Origin of the sequence: Micromonospora sp. NPDC048839 (genome assembly GCF_040649915.1) — a bacterium.
GTDB lineage: Bacteria > Actinomycetota > Actinomycetes > Mycobacteriales > Micromonosporaceae > Micromonospora.
Window position 1 is genome coordinate 596,650 of sequence record NZ_JBEZGL010000002.1, and the last position, 15,640, is coordinate 612,289.

The 15,640-nt window shown below is 69.6% G+C and carries 13 protein-coding genes; 6 read left to right on the forward strand and 7 right to left on the reverse strand.

Annotated elements, in window-relative coordinates; translation table 11 throughout:
* Positions 1 to 51: 51 nt before the first annotated feature.
* The 3 genes from AB0C25_RS05840 to AB0C25_RS05850 form a co-directional block, all read right to left on the reverse strand.
* Complete coding sequence (locus AB0C25_RS05840; protein ID WP_357370063.1) at positions 52 to 771, reverse strand: hypothetical protein; 720 nt, start codon at positions 769 to 771, stop codon at positions 52 to 54.
* Positions 768 to 2,318 (reverse strand): hypothetical protein, encoded by a 1,551-nt coding sequence (locus AB0C25_RS05845; RefSeq protein ID WP_357370065.1) that lies wholly within the window; start codon positions 2,316 to 2,318, stop codon positions 768 to 770. Before AB0C25_RS05845 ends, AB0C25_RS05840 begins: the two co-directional genes overlap by 4 nt.
* A 169-nt stretch (positions 2,319 to 2,487) precedes the next feature.
* Positions 2,488 to 3,429, reverse strand: coding sequence for a cellulose-binding domain-containing protein (locus AB0C25_RS05850; protein WP_357370067.1), 942 nt, complete (start codon positions 3,427 to 3,429; stop codon positions 2,488 to 2,490).
* Positions 3,430 to 3,803: 374 nt separating this feature from the next.
* Between AB0C25_RS05850 and AB0C25_RS05855 the strand changes: the two genes are divergently transcribed.
* The 3 genes from AB0C25_RS05855 (at position 3,804) to AB0C25_RS05865 (ending at position 8,739) form a co-directional block, all read left to right on the forward strand.
* Complete coding sequence (locus tag AB0C25_RS05855; protein WP_357370069.1) at positions 3,804 to 4,649, forward strand: metallophosphoesterase; 846 nt, start codon at positions 3,804 to 3,806, stop codon at positions 4,647 to 4,649.
* Positions 4,646 to 5,305: a 4'-phosphopantetheinyl transferase superfamily protein gene (locus tag AB0C25_RS05860; protein WP_357370071.1), complete on the forward strand. Its 660-nt coding sequence runs from the start codon at positions 4,646 to 4,648 to the stop codon at positions 5,303 to 5,305. The genes AB0C25_RS05855 and AB0C25_RS05860 overlap by 4 nt, the downstream gene beginning before the upstream one ends.
* A gap of 653 nt (positions 5,306 to 5,958) precedes the next feature.
* Entirely contained in the window at positions 5,959 to 8,739 is a 2,781-nt protein-coding gene (locus AB0C25_RS05865) for a LuxR family transcriptional regulator (RefSeq protein ID WP_357370073.1), read from the forward strand.
* Positions 8,740 to 8,797: 58 nt separating this feature from the next.
* Here AB0C25_RS05865 and AB0C25_RS05870 read toward each other — a convergent pair whose 3' ends face one another.
* Complete coding sequence (locus AB0C25_RS05870; protein WP_357370075.1) at positions 8,798 to 9,553, reverse strand: ABC transporter permease; 756 nt, start codon at positions 9,551 to 9,553, stop codon at positions 8,798 to 8,800.
* Positions 9,550 to 10,512: an ATP-binding cassette domain-containing protein gene (locus AB0C25_RS05875; protein WP_357370077.1), complete on the reverse strand. Its 963-nt coding sequence runs from the start codon at positions 10,510 to 10,512 to the stop codon at positions 9,550 to 9,552. The genes AB0C25_RS05870 and AB0C25_RS05875 overlap by 4 nt, the downstream gene beginning before the upstream one ends.
* 183 nt (positions 10,513 to 10,695) lie before the next feature.
* Between AB0C25_RS05875 and AB0C25_RS05880 the strand changes: the two genes are divergently transcribed.
* The gene (locus AB0C25_RS05880) at positions 10,696 to 11,373 is read left to right on the forward strand and encodes a response regulator transcription factor (protein ID WP_357370079.1); all 678 of its coding nucleotides are present in this window, start codon (positions 10,696 to 10,698) and stop codon (positions 11,371 to 11,373) included.
* Between the two features lie 16 nt (positions 11,374 to 11,389).
* On the opposite strand, the gene AB0C25_RS05885 is transcribed toward AB0C25_RS05880, so the two are convergent.
* Positions 11,390 to 12,484, reverse strand: a complete 1,095-nt coding sequence (locus tag AB0C25_RS05885; protein ID WP_357370081.1) for a histidine kinase — start codon at positions 12,482 to 12,484, stop codon at positions 11,390 to 11,392.
* A 322-nt stretch (positions 12,485 to 12,806) separates the two neighbouring features.
* Here AB0C25_RS05885 and AB0C25_RS05890 point away from each other — a divergent pair, with 322 nt between their 5' ends.
* Both AB0C25_RS05890 and AB0C25_RS05895 read left to right on the forward strand, forming a co-directional pair.
* Positions 12,807 to 14,222: a class I adenylate-forming enzyme family protein gene (locus AB0C25_RS05890; protein WP_357370083.1), complete on the forward strand. Its 1,416-nt coding sequence runs from the start codon at positions 12,807 to 12,809 to the stop codon at positions 14,220 to 14,222.
* Positions 14,219 to 15,040, forward strand: a complete 822-nt coding sequence (locus tag AB0C25_RS05895; RefSeq protein ID WP_357370085.1) for a carbon-nitrogen hydrolase family protein — start codon at positions 14,219 to 14,221, stop codon at positions 15,038 to 15,040. The genes AB0C25_RS05890 and AB0C25_RS05895 overlap by 4 nt, the downstream gene beginning before the upstream one ends.
* Here the strand turns inward: AB0C25_RS05895 and AB0C25_RS05900 are convergent.
* The gene (locus tag AB0C25_RS05900) at positions 14,995 to 15,633 is read right to left on the reverse strand and encodes a TetR family transcriptional regulator C-terminal domain-containing protein (RefSeq protein WP_357370087.1); all 639 of its coding nucleotides are present in this window, start codon (positions 15,631 to 15,633) and stop codon (positions 14,995 to 14,997) included. The two genes, AB0C25_RS05895 and AB0C25_RS05900, sit on opposite strands and share 46 nt — an antisense overlap.
* Positions 15,634 to 15,640 lie beyond the last annotated feature (7 nt).

Genomic DNA, 15,640 nt, shown 5'->3' on the forward strand with positions numbered 1-15,640 from the left:
CGGCCTGGGAGAACAGATCAACGGCGGTCGGGTGGTGCGGGCCGATGTCGGTCACGGGCGGTCCTCGTCGGCGTCGGAGAGCTGGTTGACGATCGCGTACAGGTCCGAGTCTTCGCACAGCACGGTGACCGCGTGCCGCAGACGCGGCCGGGCCAGCCAGGTGCCGCCGTCGGTGTCACCGCGGGCGGTCAGATAGCCGGCGTCGGTCAGCAGGCGGCACACCCGGTTGACCAGGCCTGGGCGGTCGTTGGCGGAGCGGCGTCGCGCGTTCGGGCGTGCGGTCTGCAGGCCGGCCCATTGTCGCCACGCCTCGACAAGGTCGTCGTCGACCGGGCCGTCTTCGCCGCTCGCCTCGGCGTGGACCTGCACGGCGCGGTCGAGGGCGTCGACGACCGATTGGGTGGTGAACACGGCGACACGGTCGGGGTCGTCGAGCATCGCGCCGTCGGGGTATGCGGTGCGGGCGATCGCGAGGATGACCGCTCCGATCGCCGCTCGGTGCGCCGGCTGCGCGCGTTTCACGACGTCGGAGGCGGTGACCCGCAGCGGCGAGTCCGCGTTGGCGGTGGCCACGATGCCGTCACGTTCGTCGACCAGCAGGTAGAGGCCGGCGCCGGTGAAGACCGCGTCGACGGTCGCGGCGAAGTCCGGCTCGTTGCGGTATCGGGCCACGACACGGTGATAGTCGTCGTGCCGGCCCGGTGTTTCTCGCGGCCGGCCGGCCCAGGCCAGCATCCGGCCGACGTCGACGCTGTCATCGCTGGCGCTCATGCTGCCTCCGCAGTGTCCGGGACCTCAATGTGCCGGGCTACTGCTTCCTTGATGTCGGTCGTGACCCACCCCGGCATCAACAGCAGGTCAGCGGTTCTGAGCAGGCCGGTGGTGAGCCGATCACCGGTGTCCACGGCCAGCAGCACCCGGTCGCCGGCCGATCGGCCCGCCAGCCGCGCCGCCCACGCCCGGTGCGCGCCGTGGACCAGGGCCGCCATCAGCAGATCGGGCTCCAATGGTTTGCCGTCGTCATTGCTGACCTGCGATGCGAGCTCATCGGCTCGGGCCAGCAGCTGGGACAGGCGGACCGGCTCGTCGACCGCCTCGAAGATCGCCTCGATGGTGTCCTCGTAGGCCTCCCACCACTCCGGTACGTCATCGTCGTCGAACTCCGGTGGCTCGAACTGCTCCCCCGGCTCGGGCACCCGGGCCGGGGCGCACAGCTCGTCGATCAGCACGGCCAGCGACGGCAGCCACCGGGTCGACAGTCCCCCGACCACCGCGACCAACCGATCGGCCAGCACGGCCGCAGTCTGCGTCGGCGCGGCCAGATAAGGGTTGAACAGATCCCGGCCAAGGTCAGAACGATGCGTCGAGCGCGGCGCGCGGACGAACCGATCATCCAGCGCCTCCCGTAGCCTCGTGCGCGCACCGATCAAGTGCCGGTGCAGCTCGTCGTGGCGGTGACGGCACTCCCGCAGGATCTCGATCAGCATGTTCGCCGCCTGCACCTTGGCCCGGTCGTCCAGCTCGAAGCGCCGCTCGGCGACGGCCTCCAGCAGGGAAGACTCCCCTGCCAGCCGCTCTCGGACGTGCAGCAGTGCTGCGTCGAGCAGCGCGGGAACCTCATCGACCCAGTCGTGCGTGTCAGGGTCAATGAGGGTGTCGGCGATGATCCGACGGATCCGTTCCTGATATTGGATGGACTGGTAGCGCGCGTAGCGGGCGATCTGCACCGCCGACTCGATCGCCCCGCGGGCGATCAACGCGGTCAGCTGCGCCTCGGTGGCGATCTGCGCCGCTTCGATGTCGAGGTCCAACGCGTCGATGAAGATGTTGATCGCCTGCTCGGAGGCACGTAGATACTCGGTGGCGTCACCGCCGGCGGCGTGGACGTACAGCAGCCGGAAACGTTGTGCCCGCCACTGCGGACCCGCCGCGGTGTAGGTCACGTAGGGCACGGTCTCGATGTCGGTCGTGACCAAGGAGACGACGACACGTTCGGCTACCACGGCCCACTGGCTATCGTCGGCGGCGGGTGCCTGACGTGCGGCCTGGCTCTTCGCGTAGTCGACAGCTTCGTCCCAGGTCTTGCCGGCCGAGATTCCCATGGCCAGCGCCACTTGATCGATGACCGCGAGCGCGATAGTGAACAGGTCATACCGGTGCCAGAAGTCGCCGTCGAGGCTCGTCTTCGTCCGCTCGATGTCGGTCAGGACCTGGATCGGTGCCAGGGCACGGCGGCGGCGGGCGATGGAGGTGTCGTCGGTGGGGATCGTGATGTCCCAGTCGACGGGCTCGGGCGGCACGTCCCACTCGGTTGGCACGCTTACCCCCTTCTGGCCACGTGGGGCTGACAGTCGCCCGGCACGCCGTCATTCTAGGGAAGCGGTCCGACACTTTCGGTAAGCAAGATGGTCGATCTTGCTACCCCGGATGAGTGAATCGGTCAGCTATTGGGCGTCCTCTCCCGCCTGACTCGCCGATGCATCCTGCTCATGCTGAGGAATAGACAGAGGGCTGGGCTGCGACCGGCGAACATTCCCCGGTCGGCAATGTCATGCCTCGAAGCTCCGGATGAGGCCGCCAAGGCGAGATGGCGCCGTCGACGTCCACATTCGAGGTGAGGCCGTGGCAGCTCTGCTCGGATAACATTGTTCCTGGTCTAGGGGTGGGCTGGGCGGTGGTGTGCCGGACCCAGATCCGGCCGTACCGGACACTGCCCAGGCTGCTGAGGTTCTTCGTGGACCGGATGAAGACGTGGTTGCAGTACCCGGCGGCGCCGTTGATACGGACCGCCCTGCTGCCACTGTGCGCGGTTGCCGTGCCGATGATGGACGTGCCGGCGCCGGAACAGTCCGGGCTCACCACCGTCCAGTCGCCGGAGGGCGTCGAGCCGGTCTGGTTCTCGAAGCCGTCGCAGAGCACCGCCCCGGCACACCCGGTCGGAGGCACGGTGGTCGACGGCGCCGTTGTCGGCGGAGCCGTTGTCGGCGGAGCCGTGGTCGGGGTCGGGCCGGCGCCGTTGCACGGTACGCCGTTCAGGCTGAACCCGGTCGGCACGCCGCCGCTGGAACCGAGCGTGCCCTGCACGCCGAGCTCGGTTGAGCCGCCGGCCGGGATGCTGCCGTTGTACGACATGTTGCGAGCGGTCACCGTCGATCCGGACTGGGTGACCGTGGCGTTCCAGCCGTTGGTGACCCGCTCGTCCCCGGCGTACATCCAGGTGACTGTCCATCTGGAGACGGCGGTGTCGCCGAGAGCGACCTTGATGTTGGCGGTGAACCCGCCGGGCCACTGGTTGGGCGTGTAGTCGACCCGGCAGCCCTGGGCGGCCGTAGCCGGACCGGTGAGCAGGGCTGTTCCGGCCGCGGTCGCGGCGGCCAGCGCGGCGACGACCGCGAGGGTCGAGGCGGGGCGGGCACGGAGGATCGTCATGGAGGGTCCTTCTGCCATCGAGCTGGGACGAAGGCGGCGCGGCGGCGCGCCACAGCGGCTGGTCGGTGCGTACGACCGACGTGCACGGCTCGGGATGGACCTGTCAGCCGCCGACGGCCCGGTAGCCCGGACCTCGGCGGCGCTCATCCTCAATCTATTGATGAGTACCTATCTGAGCAAGCGTCGACGCTCCGGGAAAGAGACCGGGAAAGCGGGTGGCCCTCGGCGGTGGCGACCAGGAGGGCGCTCTTCTCCTGCACGGCAGCGGGCACGAGAGACTCAGCGCTTGGGGCGGCGGTCTCACCCCCTTGAGCACCCCTGACTGCGGTAGGGGTGCATGGACCCGGGCCGGACCGCTCGTTACGGTGATCACCATGAGTGGCACTCTCTTCGCCGTCAGCGACCTGCACGTGTCGTACTCGGCAAATCGCCAGGTCGCCGACGCGCTGCGGCCCGAGTCCGACGAGGACTGGCTTCTCGTCGCGGGCGACGTCGGCGAGATATTCGACGAGGTCGTCGAGGTGCTGCGGATGCTCAGCCGGCGGTTTGCCAAGGTGATCTGGGCGCCCGGCAATCACGAGCTGTGGACCCACCCGCAGGATCCGGTACGGCTGCGGGGCGACGACCGTTACCGCGCGCTCGTCGAGGCCAGCCGCGAGCTGGGCGTACTGACGCCCGAGGATGACTACGCGGTCTGGCCGGGCGAAGGCGGTCCCCTCTTGATCGCGCCGCTGTTCCTCCTCTACGACTACTCGTTTCGGGCGCCGGGCACCAGGACCAAGAGCGAGTCGCTGCAGTACGCCTACGACACAGGGGTGGTGTGCAGCGACGAGGTGTTGTTGCACCCGGATCCCTACCCGAGTCGCGAGGCGTGGTGCCGGGCCCGGGTCACCGAGACTGAACGGCGGCTCGCAGCCGTCGATCCGGCCCTGCATACCGTGCTGGTCAGTCACTGGCCGCTGATCCGGCGACCGACCGAGGTGCTGCGCTACCCCGAGTTCGCCCAATGGTGCGGCACCGAGCTGACTGCGGACTGGCACGTGCGGTTCCGTGCCGAGGTGGCGGTCTACGGCCATCTCCACATTCCCCGGAGCACCGTCCACGATGGCGTTCGATTCGAGGAGGTGTCGCTGGGCTACCCGCGGGAGTGGCGGCCCCGGCGCGGTGACACTCCCCGCGCCCTACGCGCCGTCCTGGACGTCCCGGCGGGCGTACGGTGATGGAGAACCTGCTCCCGGCGGGCACCAGCGTCTCCGAGACCTTCCGCGATCTCGACGACGAGCCGGTGTTTCCCGGTGAGGAGGCCGCCGTCGCCCAGGCGGTCGAGTCCCGCCGGCGAGAGTTCGTCACCGCCCGCCGCTGCGCGCGCGAGGCGCTGGCCGGGCTGGGCGTCGCGCCGGCGCCGATCGTGCCCGGTCCCCGGCGCGAGCCAACCTGGCCGACTGGCGTGGTCGGCAGCATCACCCACTGCGCCGGCTACCGTGGCGCTGCCGTCGCGGCCCGCACCAGCCTCGCCAGCCTGGGTATCGACGCAGAACCGCATGCGCCCCTGCCCACGGGGGTCCTCGACGCCGTCACACTGCCGGCCGAACGGCGGCGCCTGGCCGAGCTGGCCGAGCGGCTTCCCGCCACCTGCTGGGACCGGCTGCTGTTCAGCGCGAAGGAGTCGGTCTACAAGGCCTGGTATCCGCTGACGCACCGGATGCTGGGTTTCGACGAGGCCGAGCTGACCGTGGACGCGGCGGCCGGAGTCTTCACCGCGCGTCTGCTGGTGCCGGGCACGCGTGTCGACGGCGCGCTGGCGCTGACCGGCTTCACCGGACGCTGGTTGATCAAGGACGACCTGATCCTCACCGCGGTAACGGTCGAAGCTTGAGGAGCGCTCGAGCGATTGCTCACCTGTCGGCGCGGAAGCTACCGCGGTAAATCTGCCGCGTGCCGACGCTGCCACGCAACGCTCCGGACAAGATGCAGAGAACACTGCTGGTCTGAAACGTTGCCAGCGCATCGGACTGCGCCATTGGGACAAGGCATCTCCCCAGCCGACGGCCATGACGCGCGCCTATTTTAATTGACAAGTAGAATTTCCCACGTGCACGACTTCTCCATGCCTGCGTGAGAAAGCATCGCGGCGCGACGGCACGACGAAGACCCGGCGCCGACGGTCGAAGCAGGCTTGACATTTCGCGAGGCAGGAATTTCCCCCGTTTCTGACGATTCCGAGCGGTTCGGAAAGCATCCCAATTCCGGCCACTGTGGGCGCAGGGCTCGGACGACGCAGCCGTCCGAGTCTCAGCCGCCCGCGGCATCGCAACCGGCATGACCACCCAAAACGGGCCATCCGACTAAGGGTGCCGCCCCATATTTCAATAGATTAGGAAATCCAAGCAGGTCCGCTATGGACGCAATGCCCGTGTCATCCCCGGCCGGCTGAGATCACCTGAGTATTCGCGTAGCATGTGGTCCGTCGCTCGCGATTCAACAGCCACAAGGAGGCGCGCTGGACAAATTGACAATCCTCTAAGCGCGATGGTATGGCACAGCAATGAACGGGGGCATCTGGTGTTAGACGCGCACGTCTTGGTAGAAAGACAAGGACCTGTTCGAATTCTCCGCGACCGGCTGACGGCCGCCCTGCAGGGTCAGGGCAGTCTGGTCACCGTGGCCGGTCCGGCTGGCAGCGGCAGGACCACACTCCTGGCCGATCTCTGCTCCACCGCCGCACAGTCCGGCGCAACTGTTCTCTACGCCGCCAGCTCGACGAGCGAGCGCGAGCTTCCGCTCGGCGTTCTGGGCCAGTTGCTGAGCGAGGCCGCGCTGGCGGCCCCTGGCACAGAGCAGGCAGCCCGGCGCTGGTCCACGGGTCGTGACGGCGGCGGACCTGCCACCCCGCAGAGGTCGTCGGCCGACGACCTCTGCGCGCTTCTGCTCGACCTCGCCACTCGGACGCCGCTGCTCATCTGCGTCGACGACGTCCGCCAGACGGATGATGCGTCGCTGCTCTGCCTGGCGACGCTCGCGCAGCGTATCGGTGGCAGCCGCGTCCTGCTCGTGGTCGCGGATCTGCCGGACGACAGCAGCTCGCACCCGGCTACGCCCTTGCGGCGGGCCGGGGGTCGCCACATCGAGTTGGAGGTGCTCTCCCGGTTCGGAGTGAGCGAGATCGTCGCCCGGCGCACGGGTCGGTCAGACGACGCCCTCAGCGCGCGCTGCCACGCCATCAGCGGTGGCAACCCGGCACTGGTGCACGCCTTGCTGGACGACTGGGAAGCACCTACGGCCGGGGACACGGAAACGGCCTCCCGCGCCGCACTCGGTTACGGCGACTTCTTCCGCCAGGCGGTGCGCAGCTGTCTCGGCCGCTACGACGACGGGGTCGTCGGCGTGGCGCGGGCTGCGGCCGTGCTGGGCGATTCCAGCTCGGCGGAGCTCGTCACCGCCCTGCTCGGCCTGGACCCGACGCGGGTCGGGCGGCTCCTCGGGCAGCTGAACCACACCGGGCTGGCGCGCCAGGACAAGCCGTGTCACACCGCCGTGCGCGACGCCATCCTCGACGACGCCGCCCCCGCGGAGATCGGCTGGTTCAACCGGCAGACCGCACAGCTCCTGCATGCCCGTGGCGCCACAGCCGAGCGCGTCGCCCGACACCTGCTGGCCGACGAAGACCCCGGTCACGACTGGATGATCGACACCTTGTGCCAGGCCGCCGACGAGGCGATCTCCGATGACGTCGGCTTCGCGCATCGCTGCCTCGAGCTGGCTCGCAAGCACGGCGCCGACTGCCGTCGGCTCGCCGACGTGCTGGTCCGACTGACCGGCGTCGAGTGGCAGCTCCCGTCGTTCAGCATGGCGCGCAGCTCAGCCAATGTGCACGGCGCGCTGGCGGAGATCCGCGCCGGAGGTGAACACACTCCGGCCCTGTTGCGCTACCTGCTGAGGCAGGGATCCTTCACCGACGTCGCGGAGGCCGTGACCGTCGTCGGCGAGAACGCCGACGTCATCCGCCCGGCCGATCTGCAGGAGCTTCGCCTGCTCGTCTCGGTCTCCTACCCCACGCTGATCGACCACCTCGGCTATCCCGACCAGATCGGCCCGAACGACGAGCGCACCGGTGCGGCGATCCTGCACCGCGTGCTGACCCAGCAGGCTGACGAGCACGACTTCGCCGCGGCGGACCGCATATTGTTGGCAGCGCAGCCCACCTCGGACTCCTTCGACCAGGTCGAGTCCGCTCTGCTCGCACTCATCTACGCCGACGAGCTCGGCCGTGCCGCGGCCGCCTGCGAGGTCGTGATGGACCGGGCGGCGCGAGTCGGCAGCGCGGCGTGGCGGGCCCGGCTCGCTGCCCTGCACGCCGAGACGACACTGCGCAAGGGCGATCTCACCGCCACGGCCGCTCAGGCTCATCTCGCGCTGGCCCACCTTCCGGAGGAAGCCTGGGGTGTCGCGGTAGGCGGCCCGCTGTCGTGCCTGCTGCTGACGGCCACCATGGACGGGGACCTGGCCGCGGCGGCCGAGTACGCCGCCCTGCCGGTGCCCGACGACATCTTCCGGACCCGGTTCGGCCTGCACTACCTGTACGCCCGCGGTGAGTATCACCTCGCCACGAACCGCTCCCAGGCTGCGCTCGCCGACTTCCTCACCTGCGGTGAGCTGATGCGTGGTTGGGGCATCGACTCCCCCAGCCTTGTGCCGTGGCGCACTGCCGCGGCACGAGCGAACCTGCGGCTGGGCAAGTCGGAGCAGACCCGCTGGCTGGTCGAGGAGCAGAGCTCCCGCCCCGGGTGGCCGGTCTCCCGCAGCCGCGGCACCACGCTGCGGCATCGCGCGGCCGTCGCCGACACCGACACCCGCTACCGTTCGGCTCTGCTGCCCCAGGCGTTCGATGAGTTGATCGACGGCAGGGACAGAGCCGCGTCTGGTCGGCCGCTGGGCGGCCTCGGCCACGCGTACCAGACGTTGGGTGAGCACCGGCGGGCGCGGACCATGCCGCGGCGCGCCGACCGGCTGGCCGAGGCGCAGCGGGTGACGCCGATGCTCGCCCGGCTCGCGGCGACGTCCGCCGAATCCGGCTCGGCCGGTGGCGACGCGGACGGTGCCTACCTCGGCGATCCGCCGGTGCTCAGCGACGCCGAACGGCGGGTGGCCACCCTGGCGGCGGCCGGCCTGACCAACCGCGAGATCGCCGTCAAGCTCTACATCACGATGAGCACCGTCGAACAACACCTGACCCGGGTTTACCGGAAGTTGAAGCTGACCGGCCGCGACGCCCTGCCGGTCGGGCTCGACCGGCTGACCGCCATTGCCTGAAGGTCGGGCCGTCCGCTGCTTGTCTCCGCAGCGGACGGCCCGCTTCACGTCCGTCGGGTCAGGTCTGCTCGCGGGCCATCGCTCGCAGCCCCCAGAAGGCACACGCCACGCCTAGCCCGATGGTCACGGCCAGCCCGATCAGCGTCTCGTCGGCGGCGTAGCGTTGGGTCGTGATGGCCCGCAGCGCGTTGACCACGTAGGTCAGCGGGTTGATCCGCGACAGGGTGTGCAGCCAGCCGGGTGCGCTCTCCATCGGCAGCAGCACGCCCGACAGCAGCATCAACGGCAGCAGCAGCATGCTCAGCAGCGGCGCGAAGCGATTCTCCTCGCGGATCCACAGCGCCAACGCGTACGACGCCGAACTGAGCCCCGCACCGAGCACCGCCACCAGGGCAAGGGCCAGCCCCATCGCCGCCAGCGAGGTGTGGAAGCCGAACAGGACGGCCACCACCAACAGCAGCACACCCTGCAAGATCAACTGGGCCACATCGCTGAGCACCCGGCCCAGCAGCAGCGCCGTGCGGCTGACCGGGGCGACCCACAACCGCTCCATCACGCCGTTGCGCAGCTCCGGAGTCAGCGAGAAACCCGCGTACGCAGCGCCAAAGACGGTGAGCTGCATCAGCATGCCGGGCACGAACCACTGCCAGGAGTCGCCGCCGAGGCTGCTCTTGAGCAGCGGGCCGAAGAGGACTAGGTAGATCAGTGGCCCAGACAGCCCCACGAAGACCGCGATGGGGCTGCGGTACCAGGGCCGGGCGCTTCGGAGCAGGATCAGTGCGGTCTGCCGCGCGAGTTGCATGACCATCCTCATGACGGCACCGGGGCCGCGTCGGCCTCTCGCAGACTGCGCCCGGTGAGGGTGAGAAAGACGTCGTCCAGGGTGGGTCGCTGGATCTGGACCGACAGGACGTTGTTGCCGTACGACTCGAGCGCGCGCATCAGTTCCGGCACGACGGCGTCGCCACCCGGCACCCGGAACCGCAGGTGCGGGCCGTCAAGAGTCACGTTCTGCACGTCCGGGATGCGGGCCGCGGCGGCTGCCGCCGCTGGCGGATCGATCGTGGCGAGCGTGACCAGGTCACCGGAGATACCGGCCTTGAGGCCGTCCGGAGTGCCCTCCGAGATGATGCGGCCGTCGTCGATGATCAGGATTCGCTCGCACAGTGCGTCGACCTCGTCGAGGTAGTGGGTGGTGAGGAAGATGGTGCAGCCGTGCTCGTCGCGCAGAGAGCGAATGTGCTGCCAGAGGTTGTTGCGGCTCTGCGGGTCGAGGGCCGTCGAGGGCTCATCGAGGAACACCAGTCCTGGCTTGTGCAGGACGCCCATGACGATGTCGAGACGCCGTCGTTGTCCACCCGAGAGGGTCCCCACCATGCGGTCGGCCAAGGCCTCCAGCTCGTACCGGGCCAACAACTCGTCGACTCGGAGCAGGGCCGCGGCGGGCCGAAGCCCGTACAGGCGGGCCTGGATCACAAGCTCCTCACGCACCCGCTGACCGGTGCCCGCGCCGTTGCCCTGGCCCACGTAGCCAATCCGCAGCCGCACCCCACCAGGATCGGAGAGCAGGTCGCAGCCCGCGATGACGGCCTCACCCGCGGTGGGGCGCAGAAGGGTGGCGAGCATCCGCAGCGTCGTGCTCTTGCCGGCGCCGTTCGGCCCCAAGAAGCCCACCATCTCGCCCTCGGCGACGTCGATGTCGACGCCCCGCACCGCCGGTACCGCCGTGCGTCGCGCCTTGAAGGTCTTCGCGAGGCCTCGCACTTTGATCATCAATGCACCTCGTCTGAAAGCGGCTGCCGGCGAGCTCGTCGGACAAACCGTAGGAAGGCACCACACGGGCCGACAACCCCTAGCCGCCCCAGCGAGGGCGGGCGCCGCAGGCGGCCCGAGGGACCTGATCCGGCGGCTATCCTGGCACCCCCGTGCCCGGCACCCAGGACCCCGAGGAATTCCGTGAAGGAACACCAGACTCCCGTCATCAGGCTGGCCATCGTCGACGATCAGCAGACCGTGCGGGAAGGGCTCGTGGCACTCGCGGAGCTACTCGACGGGGTCGAGGTGGTCGGCGAGGCGACCGACGGCCAGCAGGCCGTGCAACTCGTCCAGCAGACGTCACCCGACGTGGTGCTGATGGACCTGCGGATGCCGGTCATGGACGGCATCGCGGCGACTCGCGCGATCGTCGAGGCGTACCCCGACGTGGCGGTGCTCCTGCTCTCCACATTTGCCGACGACGCTCTGATCACCGAGGCACTACGGGCCGGAGCGCGGGGTTACCTGACGAAGAACGCCGGCCGGCACGAGATCCTGACGGCGATCCGCTCCGCGATGGCCGGCAACTGGACACTCGACGCCACCGTCTCGCAGTCACTGGTGGCGGCCCTGACAGCACAGCAGGCGCCCGCGGCCGCGGCACCGCAGGACGGACCGCAGCCAGACGGCCTGACCAAGCGGGAGGCACAGGTGCTGCGGCTGGTCGCCCGCGGCCTCAGCAACGCCGAGATCGCCGCGGAGCTGTTCATCAGTGAGGCGACCGTCAAGACCCACCTGAACAACACCTACGCGAAGACCGGGGTCAAGAACCGCGTCGAGGCTGTCCGTTACGTCGTCGGGCGCGGCCTCGGCGAATGAACCGACCAGGTCCGGGTCAGCTCGGCAGGATGGCCTCCACCTGCCAGCAACCGTTCGCCTCCGCGCCGGCGGCGAGCGTACCGCCGACCAACGCGAGCCGCTCGCGCATCCCCACCAGACCGTAGCCGGGCGCAAGCGGACCGGGCACCCGTACCGCACCGGCGGTCGGACCGTTACGGACGCGGAGCCGTACACCGGCGCTCTCGTACGTCAGCGTCATCGCGACGTCCGCACCGGGTGCGTGCCGTGCCGCGTTGGTCAGCGCCTCGCGCGCCACCAAGACCAACGACGTCGCGACGTCCTGAGTCATCGGGCGCGGACTGCCCTGGACCTCGACGGTCACCGCGACCTGATGGTCGTGGCGGTGGGCGGCGGCCATCCCGCCCAGCGCGCTGGGCACTTCCGGGACCTCGCCCCGCAGTACGGCCACCGCCCGCCGCGCCTCCGTGACACCCTCCCGGGCCAGCTGCTGGCAACGGCGTACCCGCGCCAGGGCAGCGTCCACGTCGCGCTTCTCCTCCAGCAACGTGTCCACCACCTGCAACTGCACCCCGAGCGCGCCCAGCGAATGCGCCAGGACATCGTGGATCTCCCGGGCGATGCGGGCCCGCTCGGCAAGCGCTGCGGCACGCTGCTCCTCCGTGCGCCGCTGCCGCGTCTCAGCGAGCAGCTGCTCCGTCTGGACCAGCCGCAGCAGGTACTGCCGCCGGTTGAGGCCGAGCAGCGCCGCGGTGAGCAGCAGCACCGGATAGGTGACGAGTTGCCGGGCGGGCTGTTGGGTGACGAGCGAGGTCAGCACCGAGATGCCGACGGCCGCGCTCACCACGGCAGTGACGACGCGCGCCGGTGGCTCGGCGAGGGCGGTGAACCGGCCGATCAGAACGCTGGCAAGCACACTGGCGGTGATCTCGTCGGCGTGCCCGAGCGTCGCCGCGGCGAGCAGTGTGCCGATGGCCAGCTCGACCCAGGCGAAGCGCGGGAACCGACGGCCGCTGACCAGGTAGACCAGCCAGCACACCAGGCTCGCCGTATACAACGACCACACCCAGTATCGGCTTTCCGTGCTCGTGCCGAGGGCGGTGAGCAGCACCACGGTGCCGAACAGCTGCATGACCAGCCAGCTGGGCGCCAGGCGGTCGATCAGGTGGGCGGAAGAGCGGCCGTCGCGGCGACGGCTGGCACCGCTTGGCGGGGCCGGACCTGTTTTCACCACGGCGACAAACCAGGCATCCAGCCACAGTAGCGGACTCGGCTGGACCACTCCGGACCGTCTGTTATCGCGGTCCGGGCAAGGGACACTAGGGGTTACCGGGCATGGCGCGCCGCCCCCACGCTGGTCTCTCGAAGACCGAGAGCACTGCAGACGGGGCCGGCCGCACGCAGCCGTGAGTGCCGGACCGGGCGTGCCGGGCACGAGAGGAAGCTCGCCACCGATGACCGCATCCATCATCAGCCCCGAGTCGGTCCAGACGTTGGAGGCATTCGAACAGGATGCCCTGCGAACCGCCGCAGTCCTGCGCGAACGTGGTGTCGGGCTCGGCGAGCGGGTCATGCTCAAGGCCGGCAACTCGACGGCCTGGCTCGGTACGCTGCTCGGGCTCATGCACGCTGGCGCCTCGATCGTCCTGGTCGATCAACGTGAGCACGTCGAGACGACGACCCGGATTGCCCAGCGCGCCGGGGTCAAGGCGGTACTGGTCGACGACGACGCGCCGATCGACCCCGACCTGCAACCGGTCACCCTCACCGAACTGCTGATGGCCACGGCGGGCCGGCCGGTCCGCGACCGGCGCCTCGACACCGACGCCTGGGGCGATCTGGATGACGGTCTGATCATGTGGACGTCCGGCTCAACCGGCGCTCCAAAGGGCGCGGTGAAGTCAGGTCGCAAGTTCCTGCGCAACCTGGAGCGCAACGCCGACCAGGTGGGTCACCACTCCGGCGACGTCCTGCTGCCCCTACTGCCGTTCTCCCACCAGTACGGCCTGTCGATGGTCCTCATCGCCTGGTTGCGCAGGTGTTCCCTGGTGGTGGCGCCGTATCGGCGACTGGATCGCTCTCTGCTGCTGGCCGGCATCTCCGGCAGCACCGTCATCGACGCCACACCGGCCAGCTACCGCAGCATGCTCAACATCGTGCACCGCAACCCGAAGCTGCGCTCCTGTCTCGACTCGGTGAGGATGTTCTGCGTTGGCGCTGCCCCCCTCGACAGCAACCTCGTCGATCGGTACGTGGCCGAGTTCAACCTGCCGCTGCTGGACAGCTACGGCAGCACCGAGCTAGGCAACATCTCGTTTGCCACCCTGGACAACCCGGTGGCCTGCGGCAAGGCGATGGAGGGCATTCGGCTCCGGGTGACCGACGACGACGGGCAGGAGGTCGCTCCGGGCGAGGCCGGGGAGATCGAGGTCGACACCCCGGACGCGATGGAGGGGCACCTGAGCGAGGACGGTGCCCTGGTCCCGCTCCCGGGCGGCTGGCAGTCGACCGGCGACCTCGGTCACCTCGACCAGCACGGCAACCTCACCGTCCTCGGCCGCAAGCTTGCCGTCCACCGGATGGGCTACACGCTGTATCCCGAATTGATCGAGCGCAAGGCCACCGCCGCCGGATGTTCGGTGCGGGTGGTGACGCTGGAGGACGAGCGCCTCGACGCCCGGCTGGTCTTCGTCGTCGAGGACGAGCAGGAGCGTGACCCGTCCTACTGGTGGGGTCGACTGACCGAAGCGCTGCCGCAGTTCGAGCGCCCGAACCGGGTGCTGGTCGTCGGCGAGTTCCCGCTCAACCGCAATGGCAAGCCGGACAAGCAGCAGATGGCACAGCTCGCCCGGGCCGACGCGAAACCATGACCAGGATCGCCTGTTGGCAGGCCGGATGCACACCCGGCGGGGTGGCGGACTTCCTGCGCCGACTTGAGGTCGCCGCCCGGCAGGCAGCGGCCGACGGGGCTCGGCTGCTGGTGGCGCCGGAGATGTCGCTCGCCGGCTATCCGTTGCGGCCGGCCACCCTCGCCGAGGCGGCGGAGCCGGTGGACGGGCCGTGGCGGGAGGCCGTGCACGCCATAGCCCGCAGAACCGGCGTCGCCATCGTCTACGGCTGGCCGGAGCGGGACGGCACGACGGTCTACAACTCCGTCGCCCTCGTCACCGCCCAGGGTCGCACCGCGGCGGCCTACCGCAAGACACACCTGTTCGGCGAGATGGACGGAGCCTGGTTCGCCGCCGGTTCGGTTCCGGTCGTGCAGACGTCCCTGGACGGTCTGACCGTGGGCCTGCTCGTCTGCTACGACGTCGAGTTCCCCGAGCTCGTCCGGGCACACGCGTTGGCCGGGACCGAGTTGCTGGTGGTGCCCACCGCGCTCATGGAACCCTGGCAGATCGTCGCCCGCACACTCGTGCCAGCACGTGCCTTCGAGAGCCAGTTGTACATCGCCTACACCAACTGGACCGGCGAGCGGCCACCGTTGCGTTTCTGCGGAATGACCACGATCGCCGCGCCGGACGGCACCTCGGTGGTTGCGGCGCCCGATCGGGAGACGTTGTTGACCGGCGAGATAGATCCGGCGGTCATCGCGGCGGCTCGCCGCGACACCACCTACCTGACCGACCTGCGCCCAGAACTCTACTCTGGACCCCGATCCAACGCCGCGACCAGCGAGTCCAGGTGATGGTGCAGGACCTCACGCAGCAGATCCGACGTGAAACGTCGCGGGAACAACGCGGCCTGCAGGCCCAGGCCGTCGAGCAGGGCACGCAGGCGGACGCTCTCCAGCTCCGGGTCGAGGTCGGCGGGCAGGCCGCCGGACGTCTGCGCACCCTGCAGTGTGCGATGAACCAGTTCGTGCAGGGTCTGCTGCATCGCCTCGGCGTGGCTGAGCAGCGGCGGACGAGTCCGGGCCGCCGTGGTGAACGTGTGCCGGAGGACCACCTCGTCGCGTCGCACGTCGTCGAGCGGCAGGAATTCGGCGAGGAGTTCCTCGGTGCGGCGGCGTCGGTCCTCGCGGCTGCCGGTCGACCCGCTGAGCAGGCGCTCGGCGTGCGCCCAGACCCGCTCGCCGACGCGGCGCCCCAGCTCCTGCACCGCGAAGATCATCAGCTCGTCGTGGTCGGTGAAGTAGTGCCGAACCGATCCGACGGCCAGCCCCGCTTCGTCGGCCACATTGCGCAGCGTGGCCGCTTCCAGACCGCAGCGTGCGACGACGGCGTGCACGGCGTCGGCTACCGCACGGCGGCGTTGCTGGGGATCGACGATCTTTGGCATCAGGTCT

Coding starts and splice junctions, on each gene's coding strand:
- AB0C25_RS05840 (WP_357370063.1), bottom strand. CDS start 771: ATGAGCGCCAGCGATGACAGCGTCGACGTCGGCCGGATGCTGGCCTGG.
- AB0C25_RS05900 (WP_357370087.1), bottom strand. CDS start 15,633: ATGCCAAAGATCGTCGATCCCCAGCAACGCCGCCGTGCGGTAGCCGAC.
- AB0C25_RS05890 (WP_357370083.1), top strand. CDS start 12,807: ATGACCGCATCCATCATCAGCCCCGAGTCGGTCCAGACGTTGGAGGCA.
- AB0C25_RS05870 (WP_357370075.1), bottom strand. CDS start 9,553: ATGAGGATGGTCATGCAACTCGCGCGGCAGACCGCACTGATCCTGCTC.
- AB0C25_RS05875 (WP_357370077.1), bottom strand. CDS start 10,512: ATGATCAAAGTGCGAGGCCTCGCGAAGACCTTCAAGGCGCGACGCACG.
- AB0C25_RS05850 (WP_357370067.1), bottom strand. CDS start 3,429: ATGACGATCCTCCGTGCCCGCCCCGCCTCGACCCTCGCGGTCGTCGCC.
- AB0C25_RS05885 (WP_357370081.1), bottom strand. CDS start 12,484: ATGCAGCTGTTCGGCACCGTGGTGCTGCTCACCGCCCTCGGCACGAGC.
- AB0C25_RS05865 (WP_357370073.1), top strand. CDS start 5,959: ATGGTATGGCACAGCAATGAACGGGGGCATCTGGTGTTAGACGCGCAC.
- AB0C25_RS05895 (WP_357370085.1), top strand. CDS start 14,219: ATGACCAGGATCGCCTGTTGGCAGGCCGGATGCACACCCGGCGGGGTG.
- AB0C25_RS05855 (WP_357370069.1), top strand. CDS start 3,804: ATGAGTGGCACTCTCTTCGCCGTCAGCGACCTGCACGTGTCGTACTCG.